General features: G+C 44.2%; 10 protein-coding genes and 2 pseudogenes. 10 read left to right on the top strand and 2 right to left on the bottom strand.

Translation table 11 applies throughout. The features are described from left to right. Nucleotides 1–45 precede the first annotated feature (45 nt). A complete protein-coding gene (locus BWI96_RS07625) occupies nucleotides 46–2391 on the top strand; it encodes a response regulator (protein ID WP_106636068.1) in 2346 nt (781 codons plus the stop codon). Here the strand turns inward: BWI96_RS07625 and BWI96_RS07620 are convergent. Further along, nucleotides 2392–3605, bottom strand: a pseudogene (locus BWI96_RS07620) (TCR/Tet family MFS transporter). It lies immediately after the preceding gene. A 147-nt stretch (nucleotides 3606–3752) separates the two neighbouring features. Between BWI96_RS07620 and BWI96_RS07615 the strand changes: the two are divergent. The 3 genes and pseudogenes from BWI96_RS07615 (at nucleotide 3753) to BWI96_RS07605 (ending at nucleotide 6957) form a co-directional block, all read left to right on the top strand. Further along, nucleotides 3753–4457 (top strand): DUF421 domain-containing protein, encoded by a 705-nt coding sequence (locus BWI96_RS07615; protein WP_106636067.1) that lies wholly within the window; start codon nucleotides 3753–3755, stop codon nucleotides 4455–4457. 74 nt (nucleotides 4458–4531) lie between these two features. After that, nucleotides 4532–5874, top strand: a pseudogene (locus BWI96_RS07610) (cytochrome ubiquinol oxidase subunit I). A gap of 51 nt (nucleotides 5875–5925) precedes the next feature. Beyond that, nucleotides 5926–6957: a cytochrome d ubiquinol oxidase subunit II gene (locus tag BWI96_RS07605; protein ID WP_106636066.1), complete on the top strand. Its 1032-nt coding sequence runs from the start codon at nucleotides 5926–5928 to the stop codon at nucleotides 6955–6957. Nucleotides 6958–7002: 45 nt separating this feature from the next. Here the strand turns inward: BWI96_RS07605 and BWI96_RS07600 are convergent, their stop codons facing one another. After that, the gene (locus BWI96_RS07600; protein WP_106636065.1) at nucleotides 7003–7905 is read right to left on the bottom strand and encodes a diacylglycerol kinase family protein; all 903 of its coding nucleotides are present in this window, start codon (nucleotides 7903–7905) and stop codon (nucleotides 7003–7005) included. A 204-nt stretch (nucleotides 7906–8109) separates the two neighbouring features. Between BWI96_RS07600 and surE the strand changes: the two genes are divergently transcribed. The 6 genes from surE to BWI96_RS22280 all read left to right on the top strand — a co-directional run bounded on the left by surE (nucleotide 8110) and on the right by BWI96_RS22280 (nucleotide 18521). Next, a complete protein-coding gene (surE, locus tag BWI96_RS07595; protein WP_106636064.1) occupies nucleotides 8110–8844 on the top strand; it encodes a 5'/3'-nucleotidase SurE in 735 nt (244 codons plus the stop codon). A 409-nt stretch (nucleotides 8845–9253) separates the two neighbouring features. Then, on the top strand, nucleotides 9254–10198 hold the full coding sequence (locus tag BWI96_RS07590; protein WP_106636063.1) for a ParA family protein: 945 nt from the start codon (nucleotides 9254–9256) through the stop codon (nucleotides 10196–10198). A 1-nt stretch (nucleotide 10199) separates the two neighbouring features. Then, nucleotides 10200–11051, top strand: coding sequence for a hypothetical protein (locus BWI96_RS07585; protein WP_106636062.1), 852 nt, complete (start codon nucleotides 10200–10202; stop codon nucleotides 11049–11051). Nucleotides 11052–13891: 2840 nt separating this feature from the next. Next, entirely contained in the window at nucleotides 13892–15349 is a 1458-nt protein-coding gene (locus BWI96_RS07580; protein WP_157830255.1) for a replication initiation protein, read from the top strand. 70 nt (nucleotides 15350–15419) lie between these two features. Then, on the top strand, nucleotides 15420–16688 hold the full coding sequence (locus BWI96_RS07575; RefSeq protein WP_106636060.1) for a Gfo/Idh/MocA family oxidoreductase: 1269 nt from the start codon (nucleotides 15420–15422) through the stop codon (nucleotides 16686–16688). A 27-nt stretch (nucleotides 16689–16715) separates the two neighbouring features. Further along, a complete protein-coding gene (locus BWI96_RS22280) occupies nucleotides 16716–18521 on the top strand; it encodes a DUF1080 domain-containing protein (protein ID WP_232793633.1) in 1806 nt (601 codons plus the stop codon). The last annotated feature ends 232 nt before the right edge of the window (nucleotides 18522–18753 follow it).

The raw sequence follows: 18753 nt of genomic DNA, 5'->3' as shown, positions 1-18753 counted from the left end.
TTACAAGCATTTACAGCCGCCAATGTATAATGTCATTTTTTGTCAATGAAACGATCTTTTCTATATTTTCTTTCCATTTTACTAGTGCTGAGTCATTCGGCCTGGGCTTTGCCTGAGCCTCGTAAGGGTATTCTGGATCTTCGCCAAACCAATTTGAAAAATCAGGAGATTGCCTTGGGAGGAGAGTGGAAATGGTACTGGCATCAGTTACTTATTCCACAGCATCCTGCTGGAGAGAGTGAACCCATTCGTTTTCCCAAGCTTTTTAATAACAGTACCTGGAAAGGCAAACCCGTTCCGGCTCAGGGGTATGCCACCTACGAATTGACCGTATTACTCCCCCACCAACGACCGCCACTAGCTTTATTTATTCCTGACTGCTATACTGCTTATCAAATTTCCGTAAATGGCCAGGTGGTGATGAGTAGTGGCCGACCAGGAACTTCGAAAGAAACTACCATTCCCTATTGGTCGCCCCAGGCTCAGGTATTGCCTGATTTTCCGGGGGATTCGCTCCTAATTTTATTGGAAGTCGCTAATTTTCACCACTCTAAAGGGGGCTCCTATCGAGAAATGGAGCTGGGAGATGCTCAGTTGATTGTCTCTTCTTTTGAAAAGGATAAAGCTCTGGATTTCGTATTGGCAGGCTGCCTTTTCATGGGCGGACTATTTTTCCTGGGGCTTTTTGGTTTCGGCAAACATGATAAAGCCATTCTGTATTTTGCCCTGTTCAGCATTTTTTACAGCTACCGAATCGTGGGTTCTGACTTACATGTCCTGCATACCCTTTTCCCTAATCTGAGCTGGAGTTTTTCCATTCATATGGAATACCTGACGCTATATTTATCCATCGCTGCTTTCGTCGAATACACCCGCCGTTTGTATCCTGAAGACGTGTATCATCCCGTAATGAAAGCTATGAGAGGTATTTGTCTAGCAATGGGCCTTGGAGTATTGATTCTGTCTCCTGTCATCTTCACTCAGCTCATCAATCAATTCTTACTTCTGACGTTTCTGTACGTAGGTTATGCGATTTATATCTACCTGAAGGCAGCCAGAAACCAGCGTCCGGGAGCTAATTATGCCTTGATGAGTACCGGAATTCTACTCGTGGTTTTTGTAATCATTAATTTACATTATTTCGGAATCATTACCCCTAAAAAGTTTCTGTTGTTTGTAGGCTATATAGCTTTTTTCTTTTTGCAGTCCTTGATCCTTTCTTTCCGGTTTGCCTTTGCCTTAAAACAGGCGAAATCGCAGGCAGAAGAAGGTTTAAAAGCCAAAAGTGAGTTCCTCAGTACGATGAGTCACGAAATCCGAACGCCCCTCAACTCGGTAATTGGTATGACGTATTTGTTACTGGGCGATCAACCCCGAAGCGACCAGAAGCAGCACCTGGATGTGATGTTGTTTTCAGCCAATAATCTGCTGAACATCATTAATGACATTCTGGATTTCAATAAAATTGAAGCCGGAAAGGTTACGTTTGAAAGCATTCCGTTTGACGCCACCCTCATTGCCCGCAACTGCATTGCCAGTTACCAGACCTACGCTCAGGAAAAACAGAACACTCTAACGACTTCCATTGACCCTAAGCTAAAAAATCTGCTCTTGGGCGATCCTACCCGTACGACACAGGTTCTGAATAACCTGACCCATAACGCCCTGAAATTCACTCAGAAAGGCAGCGTAACACTCGGAATAGAAATGATGAGTGAAACGGATACCGACGTTCAACTAAAGTTTTCGGTTACGGATACGGGCATTGGCATTGATCCCGCTAAACAGAAACTTATTTTTGAGCGATTTACCCAGGCAGATTCTTCGATGACTCGTAGCTTTGGTGGAACCGGGCTTGGTTTAGCCATCTGCAAGCATATTCTGGAGTTACAGTCTGTTGAATTACAACTCATTAGCACTCCGGGAGAAGGCTCTCAATTTTTTTACATCCAATGGCTCAGGAAAGGAGATCCGATTAGCGTCGTGGAAACCCAGGTGGTGGAAACGCCTGTTCAGCCATTGCTGGGCCTTCACATTCTGTTGGTAGACGATCAGCCCATGAATATTCTGGCAGCCCGGGGAATTCTGAAACGCTGGGGAGCCCAGGTAGAAACGGCATCCGACGGACAACAAGCCCTGGACAAAATGGAAGAGAAGTTACCCTCGCTAGTATTGATGGATTTACAAATGCCCATCATGGATGGATACGAAGCTACCCGTCACATCCGTCAGCGAGGATATACCATTCCCGTCATCGCTCTAACGGCTAATCTGATTCCTGAAATCGAGGATAAAGTCAAAATCTCGGGAATGAACGACATAGTAATAAAGCCCTTCAAACCCGAAACCTTATTACAGGTTATTCAAAGTCACGTTAAAGTTCGTTCCTGATTATTCTTCAGGAAGACGACGAAACGTGCGGGCCGCAAAGAACATACTTAATAGTGCCAGTAAAGCTCCAGCAAGAAAGGGTGCTCCGGGGAAGTGAGTGGCTGCTCCGGGTTGGTAAAGTGCGAAAAAAGGCTCGTCATGAATGGCGGCCCTACGATAGAAGTCGCACTCATCAGGCTGGTCAAGGCTCCCTGTAATTCGCCCTGCTCGTTAGGAGGAACCTGCCCGGAAATAATCCCCTGCAGTGCCGGACCTGAAATGCCCCCAAGGGCATAGGGAACGGTAAAAGCCAGCATCATCCAACCCTGACTGGCAAAAGCAAAACAAATAAAGCCGATTACATAAAACCCCATTCCGACAAAAACGGAATTTCGGGTACCCAGCTTGGGGATGATCACACGGGTTAATATTCCCTGAACTAGCCCCATGCAGAGGCCCACACAGGAAAGCGAAAGGCCAATCCAGCGTTCGGACCAGTTAAATTTCTCGATGGTGTAAAACGTCCAGGTGCTTTGTGTGGAATGTCCGGCAATGTAAATACAAACCAGCGAAGCTGTTAAACTAACAATAATCGGGTATTTGCGAAGCTGGACTAAAGAGCCTACGGGGTTAGCCCGTTTCCAGTCGAAGGATCGCCGATTTTCAGGTTTCAAAGATTCAGGCAGTACGAAAAAGCCGTACAGTGCATTCAGTAATGAAAATCCGGCGGCAACAAAAAACGGAACTCTGGTACCAAAATCTCCCAGAAAAGCTCCAATGGCGGGTCCGAGAATAAATCCTGCTCCGAAAGCGGCCCCTACCAATCCGAAATTCTGAGCTCTGTTTTCGGGTGTGCTTACGTCAGCAATGAATGCACTGGCCGTGGTAAAACTGGCTCCGGTTACGCCCGCCAGAATTCTTCCTATGAACAGCCAGGTAATGGTTGGAGCAAACCCCTGAAGAATATAATCCAGTCCGAAACCAATTAATGAGGCCAGTAATATCGGACGTCTGCCAAATCGGTCACTCAGGTTACCCAAAATCGGAGCGAACATAAATTGCATGATCGCATAGGCAAACGTAAGCCAGCCGCTATAGAGCGAGGCCTGGCTAATATCCCCGTGAATGAGTTCTTCAATTAATTTCGGAAAAACCGGAATAATAATCCCTAAACCCGTTACATCAATCAGTAAGGTTAGAAAAATGAAGATTAAGGCAGAAGAAGGCTTAGCCATAATTAGAATATTTACAAGCCTTCAAAAATACGGGTCAAAACCGAATTTTAAGCGAATCCGTCATTACTCGACATTTATATTTCATAATGAGGGGAATTCAGTAACTTTCCTAAACATTTAGTCATCAGCAAGGGTATTAACAGTACCATGAACGACTATGAAATTAACGATTGGGCCCGCATATTACTAGGTGATTTACCGGGTCAGTTTTTACTGGAAGTGACCATTCGGACGCTTCTCATGTTTATCGTTATTTTCGTCAGTATGCGGGCTACGGGTAAGCGGGCCGTTCGACAACTTTCCATTATGGAACTCGTGCTGATTGTCGGGCTGGGTTCCGCCGCGGGTGATCCGATGTTTTATCACGATGTAGGTATACTGCCCGCATTAATTGTTTTTAGCGTCGTTATTCTCGTCTACCGAGGTCTTACCCGACTGGCAGCTAAGTCCATCAAGATGGAGAAGATTATTGAAGGGGAAGCTCTTCTGATTGTAGAAAATGGACAGTTTACCATTGATAGTTTTGACAAGGAAGATTTGGGTCAGGATGAATTCTTCATGGAACTACGGGTGAACAGTATCGAACATTTGGGTCAGGTCCGCCGAGCGTACATTGAAACCAATGGACAGGTAAGTATCTTTTTCTTTGAAGAAGACGAAGTAAAACCCGGGCTGCCGCTATTGCCCGAGATATTCAACCAAAGAACGCAAAGCATTCCCCGAATTGGCACTTATGCCTGTACGTTCTGCGGAAACGTAAAAGAGTTAACGCCTCAAGATAGTCTGCACGTTTGCCCTAAATGTAATCGTACCACCTGGGTAGCCGCTTTGAACAATCGCCGGATTAAGTAATACTATCCTTATTTATTTTCATAACCTCTTCCCGATCCCTTATATTTCTCCAAAAATCGAGTATGAATTAGTGAATGACTACGCCTATGGATGATTTCATCGCCGCCCGTTCCCAAATGGCCCTATCGCTGGGCTTTCATATTGTTTTCTCCTGTATTGGCATGGTCATGCCTTTTTTTATGGCCGTTTCGCATTACCTCTGGCTCCAGACCCACCATATAGTTTACCAAAATATTACCCGAGCCTGGAGTAAAGGAGTAGCCATTTTCTTTGCCGTAGGTGCGGTTTCTGGTACGGTCTTATCCTTCGAGTTAGGCTTACTCTGGCCTACGTTCATGAAGCACGCCGGGCCCATTTTCGGGATGCCCTTCTCGCTGGAGGGAACTGCCTTTTTCATTGAAGCCATCGCTCTGGGCTTTTTCCTGTACGGCTGGGGTCGATTTAACCCTTGGTTTCACTGGATTACGGGGGTTATCGTAGGCATCAGTGGGCTATTATCAGGAATTTTAGTCGTTTCAGCGAACGCCTGGATGAACAGTCCAGCGGGTTTTGATTACGTCAATGGCCAATACCTGAACATCGATCCGATCAAAGCCATGTTCAATGCAGCCTGGTTTTCACAAGCCCTGCATATGTGTCTGGCCGCCTTTGCAGCGACGGGTTTTGCAGTGGCTGGCGTTCATGCTTGATGATTCTTCGTAAGAAAAACGTTTTGTTTCATCGCCAGTCCTTCCAGATAGCCGCCATTTTTGGGTGCGTAGCTGCTCTTCTTCAGCCTTTAAGTGGAGATTTTTCAGCGAAAGACGTCGCCAAACGTCAACCGGCCAAGCTGGCAGCAATGGAGTCTCATTTTAAAACCGAAAAAAGAGCATCACTCATCGTAGGTGGCATTCCCGACCCTGAAAACCAGAAAGTTGATTATGCAGTAAAAATTCCAGGATTACTCAGTTTTATGGCCCATGGTGATGTGGATGCCGAAGTAAAAGGATTGGATCAGATTCCGCTTCAGGATCAGCCTCCCATTGGCATCACACATTATGCCTTTCAAATCATGGTAGGTCTAGGAATGGTCATGATGTTGATTGCCTTGCTTTTCGGAACGGCTCTGTTCATCAAAAAAGACTGGCTGAAACGCAACTGGTTACTCAAGCTGTTTGCCTGGGCTACGCCCATTGGTTTCATCGCCGTAGAAGCCGGATGGACAGTTACGGAAGTGGGCCGCCAACCCTGGATTATTCACGGAGTGATGCGAACCGCCGATGCCGTTACCCCTATGCCTGGCATTGCCTATTCCTTCTATCTCTTTACGGGCGTTTACGTCTCGCTGGCTTTGGTTACCTTATTCATGCTCTACCGGCAGATTAAAATGGTTGATACGCTGTACGATCTCCCCACGGGTATTAAAGAAGCTCATTAAACTAGCTGATTAGTAACTAAATCCAACATTCTCCTATTAATACTGTCGGTTATGTTATACGTCGTGATTGTTTTTTTGTGGGCAGCTATCTTACTCTATTTATTACTAGGCGGAGCTGATTTTGGAGCTGGGATTATTGAGTTATTTACCTCTTCCAAAAACCGAACCCAAACCCGTAAGATCTTGTACCGGGCCATCGGTCCTATTTGGGAGGCTAATCACATGTGGCTCATCATTGCCATTGTGATTTTATTCGTGGGCTTCCCGGCCATTTACACCACCATGTCGGTTAATCTGCACATTCCATTAACCATCATGCTATTAGGAATTATTGCCCGGGGGACGGCTTTCACCTTTCGGCATTACGACGCCGTAGTGGATGATATGCAGCATATTTATAATCGAATTTTCGCCGTTTCCAGCCTCATTACTCCTCTATTTCTGGGTATTATTGCCGGGAGCAGCGTTTCACGTCATATCGACCCGAATGCTAATTCTTTTCTGGACGCTTACATTTTCAGTTGGCTTCACCCTTTTCCGGTGGCTGTCGGGCTGTTTACCGTAGCCATTTGCGGCTATCTGGCCTCGATTTATTTAATTGGAGAAACCGAAACAACAGAAGAGCGGCAGCGTTTTATGGCGAAGGCCTGGATGATGAACTGGGCCGCCGTTGCTTGTGGAGTTATTGTGTTTACCGCCGCTTATTGGGAGAACATTCCTCTGATTCAATGGGTATTCGGAGAGATTTGGGGAATCCTGGGCGTAGCAGCGGCAACCATTTCAGTCATGACACTCTGGTTTTTTGCCCGTAAAGGATTTAATAATATCCTTCGAATATTAGCTGGGTTTCAGGTAATGATGATTCTCTTTGTGGCGACCTATCAGCATTTCCCTAATATCATTTTACTCAAAAAAGGAGGTTACCTGTCGCTCTTAGAGCATAAGGGTGACGACAAAACCATTGTTGCTCTAGGTTGGGCTTTAGTATTGGGAAGTCTATTCATCCTGCCATTTCTGATTTATCTCATGTATAGTTTTCAAAATAAAGATAGAGAAGATTCCACAGTGTACGGAGATGTCTAGGCTCATTAGTAAAAAAGGCGAACTCTTTCGGAGAGTTCGCCTTTTTTAGGCTAATACGTTCAGGTAACCTTTCTGATTCTCTATCGCTAGCGTTACTTCTGGAACATTTTCCAGGATCTCATCATCGGCGTGTACGTGTGGCCCATCCCAGCGAATCCTGAAATGACGTCCTTTAATGGCTGGAAAAGGAAATGTTTTTTCTGAACCATCGCATAAACTCAGGATGTATTTTCCGAACGCTTCTTTTTCTTCTTCACTGATACGAATCAGCTCAAACCATCCATCGCCAAATTCTGAATAAGGAGCCAAGGCCAGATTGGGGCCAATAGATTTGATATTCATGATTTCCAGAAGGATATATTTTCCGGAATAATCCTGACCATCCACCTGCAACTGACAATCCCGGGCTTCGGCTGTCATGATTAATTCATACAAAACGGTCAAGGCAAAATTGAGTTCTTCTTCCGGCTTCTCCGGTTTTTCTACCGTTTTCATTACCTGCATCAATCGCGGAAATAGTCCACAGCCAAAGGCTTCAATGAAGAAATGTTCTTCCGCTAACCCCCTGATAAACCCCACATCAAAACTTTGCGGGACTTTTTCTTTCCAGGATTTGATAAGGTCTTTGGTATCTTCCATTGCTCCCAGCGTTTTTGCAATGTTGTTAGCAGTACCGAGTGGTAACACCGTAAAAGGAATAGAGGTGGGAACGCTTCCGTTTAATACCAATTCTTTAGCCACGCTTCGAACAGTGCCGTCGCCTCCGGCTACCACCAATAGATCGGTTGCAGAGGGCAGATGTTGGGGCCAGTCTTCATCTTTGGCCGAAGAGTACTCACAATGATAGCCTTCGTTTTCGATCGTTTGGATTAGTTGCCTTTCCGAATGCTCCTCTTCCCCTGCGGACGGATTGTGAATGAGTTTTATAGTTTTTATAGCCAGAGTCATCGTCTGAAGTATATAGTGGTGCTGAGTACTGATTCTTTAGGTAAAGCCATTAATAGCTAATGAACCATTTGAAAACAATCTCTGAAATATCTGTATTCGTTAAAAAGAAGTAGAAAAGGCTCCTCAAATCTACTCACTTCTCCCCTGCCCTGGTTTTCTTGCATGCAATCCTACTGCATTCAAAACTCACTAATCATTACTGTTATGCGAATTTTAGTCACTAATGACGACGGGATTTATAGTCCAGGCATTGCGGCTCTAGCCCGAATCGCTACCAAATTTGGCGAAGTATACGTCGTTGCTCCTGATGTTGAACAGTCTTCGATGGGTCATGCCGTTACGCATTCGCGACCCTTAACTATAAAAAAATCAACGAATTCTTTCGGTGAAAATATCTCTGCTCACCGGGTTAACGGCACCCCTGCCGACTGTGTCGCTCTGGGCACGCACCTGTACGCGGACGTGGATGTAATTCTCTCGGGTATTAATATGGGTCCTAACCTGGGTAACTCCATGTGGCACTCGGGAACACTGGCAGCAGCGAAACAAGCGGCTTTGTTTGGCCTGAAAGGCATTGCCCTCAGTACACCCGTAGGTAATGCTGACCCGGATTTTGATGCTCTGGCTCCTTTTGTTGAAAAAGCCATTGCCCTGGCATTAGAAGACAACCTATCGAATCTTATTAACATCAACTTCCCCCCTAACCCTACGGATTTGGTTTGGACGCGGCAATCCGTTCGCCAATACGATGGCCATGTGGTTCCGGGGGTTGACCCTATGGGCCGTAAACATTACTGGTTTACGGTATCTCCGCTGGAACCTGCCGAAGAAGGCACCGATCGTTGGGCAGTTGAAAATAACCTGGTTTCGATAACTCCGTTGCGACTGGATCTGACTGACGAACAAGCTTTGCTCCGCGTATCTAATACCAGTGTTTAAAATTTAGAATCCGTAAACATTTAAGCGGTCGTTGATAGGCTGGTTTCCCGAACGCAGGAAGGAACTCCTGAGGGCGTTCGTTTATATCTCAAAAACTGTCATTCAGAGCGAAGAATCTTATGACTTTTGGGGGCAGGCGGTAACTTCACTAAGCTAGCCCCTTCCCATTCCAATAGAAGGTCTCTTCCTTCGTTCGAGATGACAGAATCGGAAGTATAACGGCAGGTTTCTACCTGCCGTTATACTTCCGATTCTGTCATTCACAGTAAAATTGAAATCTTCTTTTTCATAGATTCCTCACTAATGCAGGATCTATTGTTTCAAATAAATCAATTGAAAGGCTCTATAATTTTGGATAAAAAAAGTTCTTTCTATATTTGTCATAGAGAAAATTTTATCCTTAAAGCCTATGCTTACGCCTGAAAAAGCGATCCGGTTTTTAAAATCTAAACCCGCTTTGAATTTATCCCAAATCGAAAAAGAAGCGGGAATTCCTTCAAAAACTCTTCACAAAGCTCTTTCTGAACAGAACGATATTCCAGCTAAACATTTACAGGCCTTGGATACAGCTCTGCGGAAATACGGTTATTCCGACGATCAGGTTAATAAAGCTCAGGTTATTTCCATCGTCAATCACAAAGGTGGTGTCGGGAAAACGACAACGGTTATTAACCTTGGCAAAGCTCTGAGTTTGCTCGGCAATCGGGTGTTACTTATTGATATGGATTCACAGGGTAACCTATCCCAGTGTTTCGGTGTGCACGATCCACAGGAGCAAATCATCGATGCTCTGTTGCATAACTCCCCCCTACCACTCATCCCAATTACAGATACCTTATATCTAACGCCTTCTGATATACGCATGGCGTATAAAGAGTCAGAACTGGCGAATGCCATTGGGGCGGATCGGCGTTTGGCGTTAAAACTGGAAGAAGTCCGTGAGCATTTCGACTATATTCTGATTGACTGCCCTCCCAGCCTCGGTATCTGCACTACCTGTTCGTTGGTTGCTTCTACTTCCTGTGTCGTTCCTATTCAGCCCGAAGCCAGTGCGTATCACGGCGTAGAGAGTTTATTTAACCGAATCGCTGAAATTCGAACCTACATCAATCCTACGCTTACGGTAAAAGGCATCGTGTTTACCATGGTTCATAAAAACCAGAGTGTGCACAAGAGCATGATGTCTCATATTCGGGAGAATTACAAAAACTTCCCAATCTATAACTCCATTATTGAAGTCTCAACCGTCATTAAGCAGTCGCAGGTGGCGAAAGAAGACCTATATACATATTCACCCAAATCGGTTTCCTGGCAACAGTATGATAAGCTGGCAACTGAACTAATCGCTCTTTAATATGGCTAAAAAAGACTTCATGAATTTAATGAAGGAAAAGACGACGAATCTGAAACCTTCCATTTTGTCTTCCGAAGAACATATTAAAAGTCAGATCACGATTCTGCAGGAATTAAAAGAGCTGATTCCACCCCTTACGCCCGACGAGCTTCAGCAGCTCGAACAGAACATTCTGAAACATGGCGTAAAGGACCCGGTGACGATTTGGGAAACGACTACTTCCATTGCCGGGATTGACGAACAGTCATTGCCCGTTTATATTCTGATTGACGGCCATAACCGTTTCTCCATTGTTCAGACTCATCACCTGGATTTTCGGATTAATCTGGTTCATTTCGGGTCTATGGCTGAGGTGAAGGATTACATGATTGACCACCAATTGGGCCGTCGTAATCTGACTCCTGAGCAGGCTTCTTACCTGCGTGGACTTCGGTATTTACAGCAGAAAAATGTACGGGGAGGTAATCAATATTCCCCCGAGCAGGAAAATATTTCGGTTAATCTCGGGAAGGAATATGGCGTGAGCAGCCGAACCATCAAGCGGGACGGAGACTTTGCAGCAGGCCTGGAAAAGCTTACGACTGAGTTTAAAAGCGATATTCTTTCGGGTAAACAGAAGCTTCCCAAAGCTAGTATTAATGCGATTTCAAAGGTTAAAACGAAACAATTATTCAATACACCTGAAGAGGTTCAGAACGCCATTTCCGCATCTCCTTTTTCAGAAGATGTGACGGAACGTCGACAATTACAATTGGAAATCAAGACTTTAGCTTCTGGTCCTTTAACTAAAGAAATTTGCGAGACTTTGGTTCAACGCATTCAGCAATTCCAAAATTTACTCCAACCAAAGTGACAGCTTGTCACTTTGGTTTTCACATCTTAGTCTCCAAAAGCAAAGTGACAGCCTGTCACTTTGCTTTTTTTATTAGCTTATTCTAAGACAAAGTGACAAGCTGTCACTTTGGTTTTTGTATCGATTATTTGCTTCTCTATGTGATCAAAGAAACTGTCTGTTCCTTTTGTGTCATAGGCTCAGTAGACACAAAGTGACACATTGTCCCTTTGTCTTTTCATTCATTGGTTCATTCTGTGAACTACCGTTAAAAACAGCGTTTCCATCTGATCGAGCAACCAGAGCCTCCTTCCCTTTGGGAACGTCTTGGGTTATGCAGAAACTTTACTAACTCGTAGCGTCGTCCCCTTCTACAGAAGGTTTTTTACCAGGTTAGAGATGATAGTTGGAAAATTTAGTTTATAACGCAGAGCTAACCGCCCGCAATCGTGTTCCCGGATTACATCCGGGGCTATTGATATTGAACCCCGCTGGAGTTGTTATTCAAATCGTCTTATGACAAATAACCCTGGAGGGGTTAAACACGGATAGCCCCAGGCTGGATAGCCCCGGATGTAATCCGGGGAAGCAACATGCACCAACGAAAAATTTTCCCTACACCAAGTAAAGCCACAAAAGGCCCTCAGCTTCTTCGCTTGGTTTCCCGCAGTCGATCGGTTCTAGCCGAGTAACTACGATTTTCTATTTACGAATCTGTAAAATTGTAAACGCAGTTTAACACAAATTTTGGTTTTGAAAGCGTAGAGACGAATTACGACCAGCTGTTGCGAGATTCCATCTCGTCCCTATCTAACGGCACGTTCCCATCTGCCGTTAGGCTCTCAAGTCTGCGATCTAAAATGAAGCTTACCTACTTTGCCATTCTCTATCCGTGAAGGTTTCAGAAGCCATGATTCGGAGCTGGCTTCTGCAAGTATAAATTTTAGATAACCGTTCATAATTTTGAAAAACACAAAACCAAAGGGACAGCGTGTCCCTTTGGTTGGATAAGAGCAGTGACTGATTTTTTAAATCTTTCAAAAATTATTGATAAGTAGAGCGGTGATTAACTCAGGATTGAAAGCAACCTTATCAGTATGCATACAATTAGTCAATGGCAAGAATGATGGACCATTCACTTGGTTGGTATGCGTTTGTCACCAGTTGCCGCCCCAGACTAATTGGACTAATGATGAAGCTCATCCTTTGCTGAATAGTAGATAAGGTAAGCCTCCTACAACGAGCACCAGCGAAAACTTACAAAGGCTCCTATGTTAGTTTATGGGAACGATGTCCATACAAAAGGTAAGTCTTCCTTAGTACATCGGTGACTCAAGGTTAAGCCGCTATGAATTGAGTTATAGATCAAATAGCTAGTGCCCATCACTTTCATTTCAAGTACAAACATCAGGTTAAATCTGAGTTGAGTTATTAGTATAAATAGGACAAAGCCGTAAGGCATTTTTTATAATATAATTCAGATAAAAAACACAATCTTACTCATATACTTAAATAAGTAAATTAATTACTTTTTCGTTGGTGACTCTCCCTAATTATTGAGGGCAATTTGTGATAGATAAGTTTCGTCTTCTCTTTCTATTCATGAGTCTTCCCATCAGGTTAATAACTCTCCTAATAATTAATTGATTCAATAACTGTTGTTCCGAAGCGAGTAGGAGGTAGGCGAACTATCACAAATTGTGAGTAAAATTTGTAAGCCTTTCAAAGCTGACTATTGAATGTCTGGAAGATAAACCGTTAGGATTGAGGAGCAGGTATAATCTTAGAAAGCATCCTGAAAAACAAAACATTACTCATTAGCTGGTAAACAGGGAGTAAGGCTAAGAAATAGAGCAACTATCACAATTTGTGACAAATGAATTAGAAACTTCAAGCGTGCTATTTTCACTAAAACTGATCAAGATCGTTAACATGAATGTTAGTTAACTATCTAATATTCAATACATTAAAAAAACAATGTGTGATAGTTTGAGTAAAAAGAAAAGTAACAAAGCCCTTATTCATCATGTATTATCATTAGGCCTTAACTTCCTCATTCTAAAGATATTACTGCTAACATATTGTGATAGTTTTTGTTCCTAGTATTTCATTCACTATCCGCCACTGCCTTCCGTACAGAATTCACAATTTGTGATAGTTAACTCTCTATAAACTTCCTACAATCTAAACCATATGAGTCATTCCATTGATTTACAGATGATTATCTCTAACAAATTGTGATAGTTAATAAGATGGATAGGAGACCCCAGCAAGTCTATCACTAAAACCACGTGGGAAAGTTTGGTAGAGGACACTCACAAATTGTGATAGTTTGTAGGATGCGAGATAGCTATTGTACGATTGTCATCTTGTAAATACCTATTAAAAGTACTGATTATAAATAGTTTACATACATTAAGTTCGAAACTATCACAATTTGCACGTGCCCGGAACCTGAATATTGAAGTATCACAAAAACACTTCCATTCTATTTTCCAATCATAAGCTTCATTTCAACATTTACTTTTTTCTTCATTTCACTTTTAAAAACCCTTCAAAAAATTCAAAAAATCATCATCAATTTCTGTTTGACTGTTTTTTATATATTATTTATATATATTTCCCTTAAAAAAACAGTTTGTAAATCATTCATTATCAATGTGTTATGAACACATTTTGGGATGAACTATCACAGATTCCACGTCTAAGTATCACAAAATGCACGTGCATCTATCACAAAATGCACGAATAAGTATCACAAAAATCACGCAAGTTTATTACCTTGCAGACGTGGAATCTGTGATACTTATTGAGATCGCTTCCCTAAACCTCTGATGTAAGTCCTTTAATCGCGTCTGGAAGTGGATAAAAAGCCTGTTACTCGTAAAAATGTCCGTAAGAAAAAGCGAAACAACACCGTCGTTCTGATTCGTAAATCTAACGCTCTGGTGGAAGCTCATTACAAATTTACGATTTGGGAAACCCGTGTGTTTGCCAAAATGATTTCCATGATTGATTGGGAAGATAGCGACTTCAAGGAGTATAAAATATTCTTTCGGGACATTATTCAGGATTTCGGCCTTCGCAAGGATGGACGAACCTATGATGACCTGAAAGAAGGGGCTAGGGGATTGATGAGTAAAATCATCAAACTCAAAGTAAAAACAGAAGGCGTGTACGAAACGCTGGAAACACCCATCATTGGGGGTATTAAAACGCCTGACGATGTGCATCGGAAAATTGTGCAGTCAAAACGATTCGACGACGACCGGGTTTATCTGAAGGTATCCTTTCACCCTGATTTAAAACCTTTTCTGATTGAGCTGAAAGAACGGTATCTTGTATACGAAATGGCAAACATTCTCGATTTGTCCAGCCCTTATACCGTTCGGATTTATGAGCTACTCAAGCAGTACGAGAAACTAGGGGAGAGAACCATTGAATTGCAGGAGTTGAAAGCCATGCTGGGCATGGAAGAAGAATATAAACTCTACGGTCACTTTCGGGATCGGGTGCTGGAGAAGGCGAAGGAAGACCTGCGTAAGTACACCGATATTCGGTTTGAATACGAAGGGGTACAGGCCAAAAATTATCCTTACGAGTTACCCGTTAAACTGAAATCTAATGCGGTAGTCGCGATTCGTTTTTATAACATCACTAAAAACGACGCAAGCCAGTCGCCAGGTAAGCCTTTTCTGAAAATCAGCAAACCGACCAAAGTCGAAGAACCAGAGGAGATTCCATACGCTGAAGAAGTTCCTCAGGTACCGTATTTCGACGAAATCTACGCATTGGTCAAAAACTACGTTTCGGATCAGACCGTTTTGCAGTGGCTGAGTAAGTCATCAATTGAACACATTCGTACCAGCATTCAAACCACGCTGAAACAGACCCGAAAGAAAAACTCGTCCATTCAGAATATTGGAGGGTATCTGAATACGCTCATTCTGTCTCCGCCCTTATTCGGTGGGGCAGAGGCACCTAAGACGGTTACTCAAGCTCCTCAACTAGACCGGAAAGCGATTCAGGATGAGCTGGATCGCCTGAAAAGTCAATGGTACGAAAAGCAGTATGAACTCATTCGCGACTTCTTATCCATTCGACCGGGTTTACGGATGGAATTGTTTCAGCAAGCCAAAAAGACGGTTCCGTTTTCGTACGATCCTAAAATGACGGATGAGCAGAACTACAAGGAAAAAATGCTGTTTGCCACCGCCGTTTGGGAGTTAGCCCGTACCTATTGTCAGGATGAACTGAGCGTTCTCGAAAAGAAATATTTACCCAGGCTAAAGGAAATGGAAATCAAACTATCTGCCTGAATTTTTATCAGGAAGTACATTTCATTACCTTACCAGCTCGTATGCGTTTTTGTAACAAACCTTGACCTCTATGACTACTTTGCAAACACGCCGGAGTTTCATCAAGTCTGCGGCTGCATTGTCATTGTTTAGTATTGTTCCCCGTCACGTTTTGGGCAAGGGGTTTCTGGCTCCGAGTGATCAGTTAACAAAAGGAATTATCGGTTTGGGAGGAATGGGGAGAGGGCATATTCCTTACGCAGGTACTCGCGTAGTTGCTCTTTGCGATGTGGATGAAACCCACCTGAAACAAGGGCTAGAATTGGCCGGTGGAGCGGGAATTAAAACGTTCAAAGATTACCGGGAACTGATTCAGTTACCCGAAGTCGATATTGTTCATATTGCTACGCCGCCGCACTGGCATGGCCTGATGGCTATAGATGCCGCAAGAGCCGGGAAAGACATCTGGTGTGAAAAACCCATGACCCGAACCATTGGCGAAGGCAAACGGGTGAAGGAAGCCGTGGAACAATACGGTCGTATGTTTCGCCTGAATACCTGGTTTCGGTTCGAATCCACATTTTACGGGATGAAAACTACCGTGCGTCCCATTAAAAAACTGGTTGAAAGTGGATTACTCGGTTGGCCGTTAAAAGTTACTGTTAGTAAACACACGGGGTTTGACTGGAAATTTTACTGGGTGGGTAAAACCAATCTGGAAAAGCAACCCGTCCCCAGCGAATTGGATTATAATGCTTGGCTTGGCCCGGCACCCTATAAGCCTTACAATGCTCACCGGGTGCATGGAACCTTTCGCGGGTATTGGGATTACGATGGGGGAGGGCTGGGCGATATGGGCCAGCATTACCTGGACCCAATTCAGTATTTTCTGGGAAAAGATAACGAAAGCCCAATTAGCGTCGAAATTGATGCTCCTCAGCAGCATCCCGAGGCTGTAGGTACCTGGCGAAGAATTGAATACACGTATGCGGATGGCTGTAAAATTATTCTTGATGGAGAAGGGAAGGACGAAGGAATTCCCTACATCGAAGGACCGAAGGGGAAATTGTATCCCGAATTCAAATCAGATATTCCTGATTTGAAGAAAAAGCTGGACGCCTTTCCAGACCCGTCCCCACAGGTAACGGATTTTCTGGAGTCGGTTCGGGAACGCAAACCTTTTGCCCTGAACGAACAGAATGGCTATCGATCCTGTACGCTAATTAACATGGGCATTGTGGCTTTACGGTTGGGACGTTCACTCAAATTCGATCCTGATCGTCAGGAATTTATTGATGATGAAGCCGCTAACCGCCTCATGGATCAGCCCATGCGGGCACCCTGGGTTATGGGTTCATAGATGTTCGTTCGTAAATCGCTCTCAATCATGAAAAAAACGTGGTTACTCTTCAGTCTGGTATTTCCTTCCGTAGCCTGGGCTCAAAGTGATAAAATAGAAACAACGCTGGATCAGTTTCCCGCCGCAGATGCGGAGCATTTGCGTTCGGCTTTGACAGAACTCAATAAGTCAGGAGAATCTGGAATTCTTGAACTGGCTGCAGGATTAAATCAACCCGGCGACCATAGCCGGGCAGAATATGCATTATGGAGTTACTCGGCTTACGTGGCCAAAGGTAATCACCCGGCAGATCGTCTACGCAGTTCACAGGCTTATCAGAAAGCTCTGAAAGCCAGTAAAGATCCTGATGCACAAGCTTTTCTCATTACCCAATTACAACTGGTGGGCAAAGACGAGGCCGTACCTACACTGGCTACTTACCTGAGTGATGAACGTTTGGCTGATCCTGCGGCTCGGGCTTTAGTCAGTATCAACACGCCCGCCGCTCAGAAAGCCATTGCTTCAGCTTTACCAGCCTCAAAAGGAGCCGCTCAACTAGCGGTGCTTGAGGCGGCTGGGAAAATGCGAATCCAGACGGCTCAGCCCCTCTTTCTCAAATGGGCTAAAAGCCCGGATTTGAACGTGAGAAAACTGGCACTGTATGGACTGGCAAATCTGGGCTTCCCCTCGGCTCAGCCCCTTTTGCTGGCTCAGGCTTCAAAGGTTCATTACGAGTACGATCCCAGCGAGGCAACGAATGCGTATTTGTTGTGGCTAAAGCGGGCAGGCGAGAACCCAAAGCAGACCGGAGCAGAGAAAAACGTTCTGGAGCTTATTAAATCATCAAAAGGGCAGACGAGGTTGGCTGCGGAGCAGATCGTGCTGGAGAAGGCAAATAAAGCGGTATTTACGGCTTTTGTAGAGCGAGTTAGTAAATCAGACTATTCTGCGGCTGATAAATTCCATCTTTTGAAGCAGGCGATGGAAAAAGCATCGACTACGGAGCAGAAACGGGTAGTTCTGAAAGAATTGGCTCAGGTGGATTATCCGGCGGCCTTGTATTTGGCCAGTACATTTCTGGAAACAAAAGAACTTCAGAAAACAGCCGCCACAACCGTAGCCGAGTTATCGCTGGATCTTCCTGAATTATGCACGTTTAAAGACCGTGAACTCATTTCCAAAACCTTTCCTTACATTTCCAGTACTTTACAGGAAGAATTGCGGAAACATCTTTCCATCATGCCCGAACTATATGGGTTGAAAGAGGAGGAAAAGAAAGAAGGCTTTAAAACCCTGTTTGATGGCTCCAATCTGGAGCAGTGGACGGGTAACAAGCAGGATTATATCATCGAAGAAGGAAACCTTGTGATTCGCCCTTCGGGTAAAGGCCAGGGAAATCTGTACACCAAAGATGAATACGCTGATTTTGTATTCCGTTTTGATTTTCAGCTAACCCCGGGAGCCAATAATGGTCTGGGGGTGCGGGCACCGCTTGAGGGAGATGCGGCGTATACCGGCATGGAACTTCAGATTCTGGATAATGATGCTTTCGAGTATAAAAACCTGCAACCGTACCAATACCACGGTTCCGTGTACGGGATCATCCCGGCGAAGCGGGAGGCGATGAAACCCGTAGGCGAATGGAACTCCGAAGAAGTTACGCTGAAAGGCACGCGTGTAAAGGTCGTCCTGAATGGAGTGACCATCCTGGATGGTGACACCGCTGAAGCCACCAAAGAAGGCACGCCGGATCATAAAGAACACCCCGGACTGAAAAGAACATCCGGCCACATCGGTTTTCTGGGACACGGATCAGTCGTAAAATTCCGAAACATGCGAGTAAAAGAATTATAAGCATTTCGCTTCTCATCCAAAGCCCCATAACTAACGTATAGTTATATCGTTAGTTGTGGGGCTTTGGTTTGGCTCACGTGGCGATGACTAGCTACCGTACGTATGCATAGATTGAATAACTATTTCTGAAGTACAAATCATAAACAGACAATAGATCATGTAATCGCATAAAATTGATTTTTAGTCTATAAAATCTATAGATTATACTTGTATTTAAAAAATGCCCTTCTAC

The organism is Siphonobacter sp. SORGH_AS_0500 (assembly GCF_002838835.1).
Lineage (GTDB): Bacteria > Bacteroidota > Bacteroidia > Cytophagales > Spirosomataceae > Siphonobacter.
The sequence above is the reverse complement of the archived record's forward strand: the minus strand, read 5'-3'. Positions and strand labels throughout refer to the sequence as shown.

Coding starts and splice junctions, on each gene's coding strand:
- BWI96_RS07625 (WP_106636068.1), top strand. CDS start 46: ATGAAACGATCTTTTCTATATTTTCTTTCCATTTTACTAGTGCTGAGT.
- BWI96_RS07615 (WP_106636067.1), top strand. CDS start 3,753: ATGAACGACTATGAAATTAACGATTGGGCCCGCATATTACTAGGTGAT.
- BWI96_RS07605 (WP_106636066.1), top strand. CDS start 5,926: ATGTTATACGTCGTGATTGTTTTTTTGTGGGCAGCTATCTTACTCTAT.
- BWI96_RS07600 (WP_106636065.1), bottom strand. CDS start 7,905: ATGACTCTGGCTATAAAAACTATAAAACTCATTCACAATCCGTCCGCA.
- surE (WP_106636064.1), top strand. CDS start 8,110: ATGCGAATTTTAGTCACTAATGACGACGGGATTTATAGTCCAGGCATT.
- BWI96_RS07590 (WP_106636063.1), top strand. CDS start 9,254: ATGCTTACGCCTGAAAAAGCGATCCGGTTTTTAAAATCTAAACCCGCT.
- BWI96_RS07585 (WP_106636062.1), top strand. CDS start 10,200: ATGGCTAAAAAAGACTTCATGAATTTAATGAAGGAAAAGACGACGAAT.
- BWI96_RS07575 (WP_106636060.1), top strand. CDS start 15,420: ATGACTACTTTGCAAACACGCCGGAGTTTCATCAAGTCTGCGGCTGCA.
- BWI96_RS22280 (WP_232793633.1), top strand. CDS start 16,716: ATGAAAAAAACGTGGTTACTCTTCAGTCTGGTATTTCCTTCCGTAGCC.